At 57.1% G+C, this 11,220-nt stretch carries 6 protein-coding genes and 1 tRNA gene; 4 read left to right on the top strand and 3 right to left on the bottom strand.

Annotated elements, in window-relative coordinates; all coding sequences use genetic code 11:
* Positions 1-31 precede the first annotated feature (31 nt).
* Positions 32-5,524 carry a type I secretion C-terminal target domain-containing protein gene (locus G113_RS15515; protein ID WP_236611789.1) on the top strand — a complete coding sequence of 1,831 codons (5,493 nt, stop codon included), beginning with the start codon at positions 32-34 and terminating at the stop codon, positions 5,522-5,524.
* Between the two features lie 204 nt (positions 5,525-5,728).
* Here G113_RS15515 and G113_RS15510 read toward each other — a convergent pair whose 3' ends face one another.
* Complete coding sequence (locus G113_RS15510) at positions 5,729-5,938, bottom strand: cold-shock protein (protein ID WP_005317918.1); 210 nt, start codon at positions 5,936-5,938, stop codon at positions 5,729-5,731.
* 76 nt (positions 5,939-6,014) lie between these two features.
* Here G113_RS15510 and G113_RS21140 point away from each other — a divergent pair, with 76 nt between their 5' ends.
* Positions 6,015-6,233, top strand: coding sequence for a hypothetical protein (locus tag G113_RS21140; protein ID WP_152436075.1), 219 nt, complete (start codon positions 6,015-6,017; stop codon positions 6,231-6,233).
* Here G113_RS21140 and G113_RS15505 read toward each other — a convergent pair.
* Positions 6,223-6,888 carry a LysM-like peptidoglycan-binding domain-containing protein gene (locus G113_RS15505; RefSeq protein WP_005906455.1) on the bottom strand — a complete coding sequence of 222 codons (666 nt, stop codon included), beginning with the start codon at positions 6,886-6,888 and terminating at the stop codon, positions 6,223-6,225. The two genes, G113_RS21140 and G113_RS15505, sit on opposite strands and share 11 nt — an antisense overlap.
* Positions 6,889-6,988: 100 nt before the next feature.
* Complete coding sequence (locus tag G113_RS15500; protein WP_005906453.1) at positions 6,989-9,091, bottom strand: methyl-accepting chemotaxis protein; 2,103 nt, start codon at positions 9,089-9,091, stop codon at positions 6,989-6,991.
* Between the two features lie 349 nt (positions 9,092-9,440).
* Between G113_RS15500 and gltX the strand changes: the two genes are divergently transcribed.
* Both gltX and G113_RS15490 read left to right on the top strand, forming a co-directional pair.
* Positions 9,441-10,856, top strand: coding sequence for a glutamate--tRNA ligase (gene gltX, locus G113_RS15495; RefSeq protein ID WP_005906450.1), 1,416 nt, complete (start codon positions 9,441-9,443; stop codon positions 10,854-10,856).
* Between the two features lie 260 nt (positions 10,857-11,116).
* A tRNA-Ala gene (locus tag G113_RS15490) sits at positions 11,117-11,192 on the top strand.
* The last annotated feature ends 28 nt before the right edge of the window (positions 11,193-11,220 follow it).

The raw sequence follows: 11,220 nt of genomic DNA, 5'->3' as shown, positions 1-11,220 counted from the left end.
AGTCGACACCACGGCCAGTGGCGCGCCGACCGTGGTCATTGTGGATGATGCCAACAATGACCAGATGCTGACCAAGACCGAGATCGGCAACGATCAGATCCAGGTGCGGGCCGAGGTTAACCATGCTGACCTAGTTGCGGGTGGCAAGGTGACGCTGACCATCGATAATGGTGCCGTGAACAGCACGGTCCAGTTGGCATTGAAGGCTGATGGAACACTGCAATCGAGCAATGGCAAGGCGTATAGCTATCAAAACGGCACCATCAGTTGGACGGAGACCACTCCACCCAACGGGAAGTCATTGACGGTGACGGCGATTCAGACCGACCCTGCGGGTAACACCTCTCTGCCGGACAGTGACACTGCGATGATTCTGAACGAAGCCCCTGAAACTGCAGACAAACAGGCTAGTGGTTTGGAAGATGCTGCCAGCATTGCGATTCCCGCACTCTCTGGCAGCGACATTGACGGTAGCGTGGTGAGCTTCACCATCAATAGCCTGCCGACCAATGGCATCCTGTTGTTGGACGGTACTCCTGTCGCTGCAAACCAGAGTGTTCTGATTGCGGATGCCGGCAAACTGACCTTTGTACCGAGTGCCGACTGGAATGGTGACACAAGCTTCAGTTATGTGGCCGTGGACAATGAAGGGCTGGCCGACGCAACTCCTGCCACCGTGACCATCAAGGTAGAGGCGGTCAACGATCTGCCGACACTGGGGATTTCCAATGGTGCGATTGTGTCCGAAGAGGGCTTGCCCAACGGGATCATCGACACCAACGGCAACCCGGATACCACGGATGCCAAGAGCATGTCCGGTACCATTTCAGTGGGTGATGTGGACAGCAGCACGCTGACTGTGTCACTGGGTGGACCCGCAGGGCTCACATCCGGTGGCTCCGAAGTCAAATGGAGCTGGAATGAGGGCAGCAAGACGCTGGTTGGTTATACCGGCACTCTGGGAAGCGACGGCTACAAGGCGGTGGTCGAGGTCAAGCTCACTGCACCGAATGCCAGCGGCAAGGGTGATTGGGCCTATGATCTGACCCTCAAGGCGCCGCTCGACCATCCCGTCAAGGGCCAGGAGGATTCCCTGTCGTTCCAGTTGGACGTCAAGGTCTCCGATGGCAAGGGCACAACCACTGGCAAGCTGGATGTCACCGTTGAGGATGACGCGCCAGTCGCGGGTGATGCTGCTGCCGTCTCCGTTACCAAGACAAATATTCCAGATGTGTTGACCGGGGTATTTGATCTGACCAAGGTCAGTGGCAACAAGGCCCTGGTAGATTTGGCTGGCTTTACCATCACAGCCAAGGGGTTCACCTCTGCAACCAACCCAACTCTGATTGATGCCAGTGTCAATGGTTCCAATGCCGGGCTGGGGGTGTCCAGCGTGGCCGGGCCGTACCACAACATTGCCAACGAGATAGACTTCCGTCACTTCGCGAACGGAACCTCTACCTCCGAGCAGTTAATTGTGAAGCTGGATCCGGGCACGGTTGCCTATGGCGCCAACATCAAGTTCAGCCAGATGTTCGGTGGTGAGCTGGAAAGTGGCGTGGTCGAGTTCTACCGTGCTGGCGTGCTGATCGGTACCCAGACCTTCAGCTCCAATGCGACCAGCGGCGATTACGCCGAGAACTTCCAGGTACAGCAAGGCGGCTTCGACACCATGGTGATCAAGGCTACCAATAACGGCAACACCAATACCTCGGACAACAGCGACCTGACGGTGAAGAGCATAGAGTTCATCGGCTCCTCTACCGCCCAGGCTATTGCTTATGGTTCAGGCACGGTGACACCGCAGTGGGGGGCTGATGGCAAGGGCCATATGCAGTTGCTCGGCTCCAACGAGACCGGGCTGACCACGGCAACCGGCAAGCTGATCACCACCTCCATGGAATCGGCCAATACCTTGATAGGTAAAGCCAGCGATGGCTCCCTGGTGTTCCGTCTGGAATTTACCCCGGCCACCGGCAAGTGGGAGTTCTTCCAGTACCAGAACATGTCCAGACCGCTTGGGGATGGTGATATCGACTTCCAGATCAAGGTAGTGGATGCGGATGGTGATTCCAGCCTGGGATCCTTTGCAACCAAACCACTGGTGACGCCAGTCGTACAATCTGTCTCGAGCGGCAACGTGGAGGAAGGCGGCAATCTTTCCCATACGGTGACCTTGTCTGACCAGACCCATGAGGCGACCCAGTATGACTTCGCCATTCAGGGCAGCGGTGCCAATCCGGCATCCAGCTCTGATTGGGGAATTGCACAATTCAGCAATGGGGTGACCTACAACAGCGCCACAGGCAAGATCACTGTGCCGGCCGGGGTGTCCGGCTTTACCGTGACGCTGCCGACCGTGAACGATCGACTGGTTGAAACGACCGAGACGCTGACGGTGACCGTGGGTGGCCAGAACGGCACGGGCGCTATCTTCGACAACGACCGAGCCCCTGTGACCACAGGTGGACACGGTGTCGGGACGGAAGACAAGCCCCAGGTACTGACGTGGTCCCAGTTTGGTGCCAGCGATGATCAGGCCGCGTCCGATCTGAGCGTGCAGGTCAATACCTTGCCGCAAAATGGCACGCTGGAGTATCTCAATGCCGCGGGTCAGTGGATTGCCGTGAAGGCGGGGGATCTTATCTCCTACGCCGATATCGACACCGGCCACCTGCGCTTCGTGCCAGGTCTCAATGAATCCAGCACCAGTGCCGCCAATGGCAATGGTGCCACGACCGGCAACTTGAAGGGGGACTACGCCAGCTTCGGTTATCAGATCAGCGACGGTGCCAACCTCAGCAATGGCGGCAAGCTGGTGCTTGATGTGACGGCCGTGGCCGACAAGCCGGTGGTGGATATCAGCCTGACCGGTAATGGAATTCCGCTCTATCAGAGTTTCCCAAGCTCTGGGGTCAGCACTGATAAGTTCCAGTCCGGTAATATCAGTGGAGCTGCTTTCGGTGTGGGTGTACCCAGCTATGACACCAGCAGCGGCCAGGATCAGTTACTTGGTTCCGATAGCAAGAATGACTATCTGGTGAGTAGCAAAGGCGGTGGTGACCTGCTGTATGGCATGGGGGGGAATGATGTGCTGGTTGGCAGTGATTCCCTACAGGGAGATTCTCTCTATGGCGGTACAGGTAATGACATTCTGGTGGCCGGCCTTGGTAATGATGGCCTCTATGGTGATGTGGGCAATGATATCGCCGTGTTGCGTGGCAACCGCGCCGACTATGTGATCCAGAAGGGCCACGGTTACTCGGTCAACGATCGCTGGTTCGACTTTGCCGTTACGGAAAAGGGGGCAGGGGTCACCAAGGCGTTGCATGACATCGAGTATGTACAGTTCGACGATGGTATCTATACCATCAATCAGAACACGGGTGAGCTGACCTTGTTGCAGCCAACCGTGATCGATTATCCGGTCGAAATAAACGCCTCTCTGACCGATCGTGATGGTAGTGAGGTCTTTGACAGCCTGATGTTGAGCGGTATGCCGCAAGGCTCCCAGTTGTACAACGGCAGTCAGTTGCTCGGCACCGCCGATGCAGATGGCAAGTTGACTATCTTGGCGGGCAGTGGCCTGTGGAATACAAGCACTCTTGACGTGAAGTTGACTGGCTTGACTCTGCGAGTGCCTGGAACCCAGGCCGGTCTGATCGATCTCAGCGTCGAGGCGACGGCCAAGGAAGTACATACCGATCAGGTCAGTACCGCCACGGATCAGGACAGTGTGCGCCTGAGTTACTTCCAGGGCAGTGAGGGTGAGCCTGGCGATCAGACCCGTAACTACGGCGGCGAGCACAATATCGTGGTCGCCGATCTGGATGGCAGCGTGGTGTTGCCGGGTCAGAACTACAACATCGCCTTTATGGTCGACAGCTCGGGCAGTATCGGCTCCAGTGCCATGGCAACCATGAAAATCCAGCTGGCTCAGGTGTTTGCGACCCTCAAGGCCAGTGCAGGTACAGAAGGGGCTGGTAAGGTCAATCTTTTCCTGGTGGACTTTGACTCCCAAGCCAACAAGTCGATTAGTGTAGACCTGAAGGATCCCAAAGCCTTGACCAAGTTGCAGGCGGTTATTGACAGCATGGATGGCAGTTATTGGGATGGTGGTGCGACCAACTATGAGGATGCCCTCAAAACCACTTCTAACTGGTTTAACAGTGACACGGCCAAGAACAATACCAATGCGAAGAATCTGACCTATTTCATCACAGATGGCGCGCCAAACACCTACTACGGCTATGAAGAGACCAATCCGGTCGTGAATTCGAAGACAAATGAGCGCCTCGATTCGTTTGTTGACGTCAACAATTATGTTCAGGGAGAGGTCTTCTACGCCAATATAGGTGGCACCAATAGGGTGCTGATAGATTCCTATGGCAATGTTCAGAAGTGGTCGCAGAATAGCAATAACAATAAGTGGAGCCCGACATCCATCGGCACTTTGAAGGCGCAAGGGGATGGTACCTTCGAGATTTCCACCTCCTATGACAATAATTATTGGGCGTTGCAAAATGCACTGGCGGTGTTGCCACTCCTGCTTGCAAATAATGTCACCATGCAGGCCATCGGGATCGGCAGTAGTGTCTCCATCGATACCCTGAAGCTGTTTGACAGCGACCAGATAGTGCAGTCCAACGTGTCGGCCAACGAGCTGGCCAATGCCATTCTGGGTACCTCCATCAACAACCAGCCGGGCAGTGACCGGATCGATGGCGGTGCCGGTGACGATATCCTGTTCGGCGATGCGGTTCACTTCGCCGGTATCAACGGGGAAGGCTACGCGGCCATCAAGCAGTATGTAGCCGGTAAGTTGAGTGCAGGTTCGGTGACCGATGCCCAGGTTCATGACTACATCACGGACCATGCCGCCGACTTTGATCAGTCTTCTGTCAATGACAAGGCGGATGTACTGATTGGCGGTGAGGGCAACGATATCCTGTTCGGTCAGGGTGGCAACGATATTCTGGATGGCGGTGCCGGGAACGACATCCTGTTCGGTGGTACCGGTGACGATACCCTGCTGGGGGGACTGGGTGATGACCTACTTTACGGTGGTACCGGCAACGATACCCTGTATGGTGGCGTCGGCAACGACATCCTGAGCGGCGGTTTGGGCAATGACATCCTGGTGGGGGGGCTGGGCAACGACATCCTGAAAGGGGATGCGGGGGTCGATCTCTTCACCTGGCAGCAGGGGGATACCACGACAGGTTCCATCGCCAAGGATTACGTGGTCGACTTCTCCAAGGCGGAAGGGGACAAGCTGGATCTGCGCGATCTGCTGGATCATGATGGTTCTCACAATCAGAATGATCTGAAGGGTCTGCTCTCTGCTTTCCAGGACAGTGAAGGGGTGCACTTGCAGGTCAAGGAGGCCGCCAATAGCCAGGTGACTCAGGAGATAGTGCTGATGAATCACACCTTTGACACTCTGACTGGCAGTGCCGCTGCGACCGGGGCCCAGGTGATCGACTTCATGCTGAACAACCATATGCTGGAGATCGACAAATAAAGGTGTGATGACGCACCATCAAGTATCAAGACGGTGGCTCAGGCCACCGTTTTTTATGGTGCCAAGCAGGAAGATAGAGCGAGCAGCAGTGACTTGTACCTTGCATGGCAAGGAACAGCATCAGGTAGAAGGGGGCGGAAGGCAATATAGGAAGGCAATAGAAGAAAAATAGGAGGAGAGATCTCCTCCTAGCAAGGCGGCTGCTTAGAGAAGGGTTACGTTCTCAGCCTGCGGACCTTTCTGACCCTGAGTCACGGTGAACTGAACCTTCTGGCCTTCGGCCAGGGTCTTGAAACCAGTGCTCTGGATGGAGGAGAAGTGAACGAAAACGTCCGGGCCCTGGGATTGCTCGATGAAGCCGAAACCCTTGGTCTCGTTGAACCACTTGACTTGGCCGGTGCGAATGTCAGACATGTGTAAGTCCTATCTATAACAAAATGAAACTAACGCCTGGTACAGGCAGGGTTTGCCTAGAAGACAGGGGGAGGGCATGACTGACGTGTTTAACTGTCTCAGTCGTGCTCAACAATCCCTGTTTAAAGCAAAAATGATTGTACGTGAGCGCGGATCCTTGTCAATTTTCGACGATTCATTTTTTGAGCAAGGTAAAACTATTGGTCAATCAAGTTGCTCTTGGCAGGGATTTGCCATGAAAAAGGAGGCATCAAGCCTCCTTTCTGTGCAGATCGTTGAATGCTTTACTCCTTGAGAGCAAAACCTTCCCCCTGGCGATCGTAGCGGTAGAGTACCTGGAAGTCGTCCCGGATCTCGACACGCTGGATCCGTTGATCGTCTCCGACCAGGATATTGAGCGACTTGCCGGTTTGCATCCGGGTCAGTGGCCTGTCAGGTCCTTCAATGGCGATAAGGCGGCTCAACTCGACCCCAGGCAGCTGAAACTGGCGGAAGAGAGAGAACAGAGTCTCGCCCGCTTCAACCTTGTGCTGCAGCCATTTGCCACTGACCGGCTCGGGTTCGACGGCCGCTTTTGCCTGATTGTGCTGTTGACGCTGTTCATTCTGGGTTTGGACGGGGATGGCGACGGGCACGCTCAGCACCCCGGAAGGGGCGGCTTGTGGTGCGCTGGGCGCAGGCTCCCAGGCCAGCAGGATCAGCCAGACGGGCACCAGGATCAGCAATGCGATGCCGTGCTTGCGGGGCAGAAGGGTTTGCCACTTGCGCCCCTCACCCGTTTTGAGCCGGATGGCCTCCCGGTTTTTCAGTTGCCCCAGGGTCTGGCCAAGTTGCTGGCGCAGGGGCAAGCTGGCGGCGTTGATACGTTCAAGCAGGGATCCTTGAGACTCGTCTTTATGACGCTGTGTCCGTCTGTTATGGCCACGGGGGCGACGATCCGGGGTGGGCACGGCAGTTACCTCTCACTACAATTGCCTGCCATCAGGCAAATCAGGCGCCTATGGTAAACGGACTCGCCCCCGAGGGGGAGAGCCCGTGACAGGAAAATTATCAGCGCAGTCTGAATTGCCCCAGTAATTGCTGTAATCGTTCCGCTGCCTGACGCAATGCCTGGCTGGCATTGGCGGTCTCGGCTGCATCCTGGGCTATCTCGTTTGCCAGGGTGTTGGTCTGGGCCAGATTGCCAGAAACCGTCTCGGAGACAGAGCTTTGCTCCTCGGCGGCGGAGGCTATCTGGTAGGTCATGTCATTGATGGTGGCGATGGCCTGATAGATGCTGCCAAGGGCGGCCTCTGCGAGGTCGGCCTCGGTCACGGCCTGCTGCGTCAATTGCTGGCTCAGGCTGATGGCAGAAACGGCATTGGTCGAGCTGTGACGTATCTTCTCGAGCAGCTCCTGAGTGTTTTGTACGGCTTGTTGAGTGTTGCGGGCCAGTTGGCGCACCTCATCGGCCACCACGGCGAAACCACGGCCCTGATCCCCGGCCCGGGCGGCTTCGATGGCCGCATTGAGCGCCAGCAGGTTGGTCTGATCGGCGATGTTCTGAATGACGGTAAGAATGCTGGTGATCTGTTCGCTATCGCGGGCCAGCCCCTCGACGACCTCGGCCCCTTTGCCCGCCTCTGCCGCTACCTTGTGCATCGACTGGATCACTTGCTGGAAGCGCACCTTGCCCTCATCGGCAGCGCTCTGGGCCTGCTTGGCGGAGTCGGCAGTGTTGTTGGCATGGGTAGCCACTTCCTGACTGACATAAGACATCTCCTGGACCGCGGTCAGCATCTGCTCCATCTCCGCCTGGTGAGATTGCAGGTTGCGATCCGTCTGGCCCGCGATGCGGTCGGTATCGCCAGCATGGCGGTTCACCTCGCTGGCGGTACCGAGTACATCGCCGAGCAACCCTTGCAGCTTGTCGATGAAGCGGTTGATGCCCTTGGCCAGATCGCCCAATTCATCCACTGAGTGAGCCTGGAGTCGCTTGGTCAGATCCCCTTCTCCGTCAGCAATGTCATCCACCAGGCTGACCATCTGCCGAATTGGACCCGTGATGCTGCGAGCGATAAACAGCATGGCGGCCAGGGCCAAGACCAGTACCAGCAGGGCACTTATCAGCTGCTGGCTCATGGCGGCACGGTTCAAGTCGTTGAGCTGAGCTTCGAGTTGATCGGCGCGGGCCAGCACCACCTGATAGGGCAGGGTGACGATGATGGCCCAGTTGCGGTGCATGCCAGGTACCTGAATGGGGACAGAGATTCTGAATGCATCGTTGAGTTCCTGGCGCTGCACCTCTGGTTTGAGGTATTGGCGCCACTCCTGACCGAGCCGTTGTGTGGCCGAGCCGCCGAGCAGGGCCGCATCGCCGCTGGTACCTGTGATGACGCCGGCGGCGCTGACGATCAGTGTCTCACCCTTGCCGTCATAGATGTTGTCATTGAGGCGCCTGGCTTGCTGGTTGATGGAATCGACCGCCAGATCCAGTGCCGCAATCCCCTTGAACTTGCCATCCACCAGTATGGGCGTGGTAATAGTGCTTACCAGTACCTGCTGGCCGTTGATGTCGACCTTGAAGGGATCGATGAGGCAGGATTGCCCCTGCTGTTTTGGGCAGGCGTAGTAGTCGTTGGCCGGGTTGCCAAAGTCATCCGTGTCGCTTTTCTCGATGGAGAGCAGCAGGTCTGAACCTATGGTTGAACCATCGCGATAGAAGTAGGGCACGAAGCGGCCCTGACCATCGCTGCCCATCTCGCCCTGGCCTGCGAAAGAGGCATCCTCTCCCTCAAAACCATTGGGTTCGAAGCCTGCGAAGGCGCCATAAAGTTGCGGCTCAAGGGCCAGCTGGGCTTTTAGCAGATCATTGACCTGCTGGCGGTTGAGGCTGAGCTTTCCTTCCTGTTGCAGCGTCAGGACGCTGGCCATCTGTTGGGTATAGGAGAGCCCCTTCTGCAGTAGCTGGGTGATGGCGGCCGCCTCGGCGCGGGCTTCGGCACTCACCTTTTGCCAAGCCTCTTCTTGCAGGGCCTCGCGACTGGAGCTGACGGTCAGTTGCTGTGTCTGGCGACCCGAATACTGGGTCTGCAGGATGAGGATCACCAGAGCCAGGGTCATGGCTATCCCGGCCATCACCAGGATGCGATGGGAAATAGAACGAAACTGCATAGCGCTTCCCTTGTAGTGGGGTAAAGTTGGTTGAAATATCGGCTTGGTAGGTGAAATCTCCAGCTGTGGTTAACAGTAGAGCCGAAAGTAGCGAAAAATTTTGCGATCCCCCTCATATCCGTGGCGGAAGGGATTCACTCTTGCCCAGATCCCGGTCCAGATTTACCCATTCAGGGCTTTGAACGTGCACTGGCCGATTTTTCCACCCGGTTGCAGGGGCTAACTGTTCAGGTTGTCCCTCTTGGAGAGCGGCGATCAATGTCCGGTTTTCCCATCCGGGGGTGGGAGTGCTAAAATGCGACGGTTTTTTTAACGAATTGGCCCAAGGCCCTCTACACAAGGCTTAAAGATGAAAGTCAAAACCCGTTTTGCGCCCAGCCCGACCGGTTTCCTGCATGTCGGCGGTGCCCGTACCGCACTCTATTCCTGGTTGTTTGCAAAGAGCCAGGGTGGCGAGTTCGTGTTGCGTATCGAGGATACCGATCTGGAACGTTCCACTCAGGAGGCGATCGACGCCATCATTGAGGGCATGGAGTGGCTGGAGCTGAACTGGGATGAGGGCCCCTACTATCAGACCAAGCGTTTCGATCGCTACAACGGCATCATCGATGAAATGCTTGCCGATGGGCGCGCCTACAAGTGCTACTGCTCCCGTGAGCGGCTGGATGCGCTGCGCGAAGGCCAGATGGCCAGCGGCGAGAAGCCCCGCTATGACGGCAAGTGCCGGGATGCCGCCCACGATCATCCGGCCGATGCGCCGCACGTCATCCGCTTCCGCAACCCGACCGAAGGCTCAGTGGTGTTCGATGACCACGTGCGTGGCCGCATCGAGTTCGCCAACACCGAGCTCGACGATCTGATCATCCGCCGTACCGATGGCGCGCCGACCTACAACTTCTGCGTAGTGGTCGATGACTGGGACATGGAGATCACCCACGTGGTGCGTGGTGAAGACCACATCAACAACACCCCGCGCCAGATCAACATCTACAAGGCACTGAACGCACCGGTACCTGAGTTTGCCCACGTCTCCATGATCCTGGGTGACGACGGTGCCAAGCTCTCCAAGCGCCACGGCGCTGTCTCCGTCATGCAGTACCGCGACGACGGCTACCTGCCGGAAGCGCTGCTGAACTATCTGGTGCGTCTGGGCTGGTCCCATGGCGATCAGGAGATCTTCACCCTGGACGAGATGATCAAGCTGTTCAGCCTGGATGCCATCTCCAAGTCCGCCTCCGCATTCAACACCGACAAGCTGCTGTGGCTGAACAATCACTACATGCGCAGCCTGGATCCGGCCTATGTGGCCAAGCATCTGGCCTGGCACATGGAAAACCAGAAGATTGACACCAGCAAGGGCCCATCACTGCCAGAAGTTGTTACGCTGCTGGCCGAGCGCTGCAACACCCTGGTAGAGATGGCCGCCCAGAGCCGCTATCTGTTCGAAGATTTTGAGGCCATCGACGAAGCCGCTGCCAAGAAGCACCTGCGCGGCGTGGCTGCCGAGCCGCTCACTCTGGCCAAGGCCAAGCTGGCTGCGCTGGATAGCTGGACCACCGAGGCGCTGCACGAGCTGATTGAAGCGACTGCCGCCGAGCTGGGTCAGGGCATGGGCAAGGTCGGCATGCCGCTGCGCGTCGCGGTGACCGGTCTGGGTCAGTCCCCGGGTATCGACGCCGTGATGGCGTTGGTCGGCAAGGAGCGAGTACTTGCCCGTATCGACCGCGCCCTGGCGTACATCGCAGCACGCATGGCCGCCGAATAAGGTGACAGGTGGCGGCCGACATCATCGCCTCCCACTGACAATAAAGGGCTCCCGCGAGGGGGCCCTTGTTGTGTGTATACAAGACGAATTTGTGACCAAAAACAGCAAGATAGCGATAGGATTGCTGGTAAAAACAGCTAACTGTCCGAATTTTGACTAAACGCGCCAGTCGGCGTTATTTTTGGGTTGACAGCAAAGCGGTCGATGCCTATCATGCGCCTCCGTTGCCGGAGATAACTTCGTCAGCGCCGAGGTGAGTTGGGGTTATAGCTCAGCTGGGAGAGCGCTTGCATGGCATGCAAGAGGTCCGCGGTTCGATCCCGCGTAGCTCCACCAAATTCTTCTCGGACAATCTGGAATCAAA

This window comes from Aeromonas molluscorum 848 (assembly GCF_000388115.1).
Taxonomy (GTDB): domain Bacteria; phylum Pseudomonadota; class Gammaproteobacteria; order Enterobacterales; family Aeromonadaceae; genus Aeromonas; species Aeromonas molluscorum.
The sequence above is the reverse complement of the archived record's forward strand: the minus strand, read 5'-3'. Positions and strand labels throughout refer to the sequence as shown.

Excerpts from the sequence above, each read along its gene's own strand:
- gltX (WP_005906450.1), top strand. The coding sequence starts at position 9,441 with ATGAAAGTCAAAACCCGTTTTGCGCCCAGCCCGACCGGTTTCCTGCAT.
- G113_RS15500 (WP_005906453.1), bottom strand. The coding sequence starts at position 9,091 with ATGCAGTTTCGTTCTATTTCCCATCGCATCCTGGTGATGGCCGGGATA.
- G113_RS21140 (WP_152436075.1), top strand. The coding sequence starts at position 6,015 with ATGACTGACGTGTTTAACTGTCTCAGTCGTGCTCAACAATCCCTGTTT.
- G113_RS15510 (WP_005317918.1), bottom strand. The coding sequence starts at position 5,938 with ATGTCTGACATTCGCACCGGCCAAGTCAAGTGGTTCAACGAGACCAAG.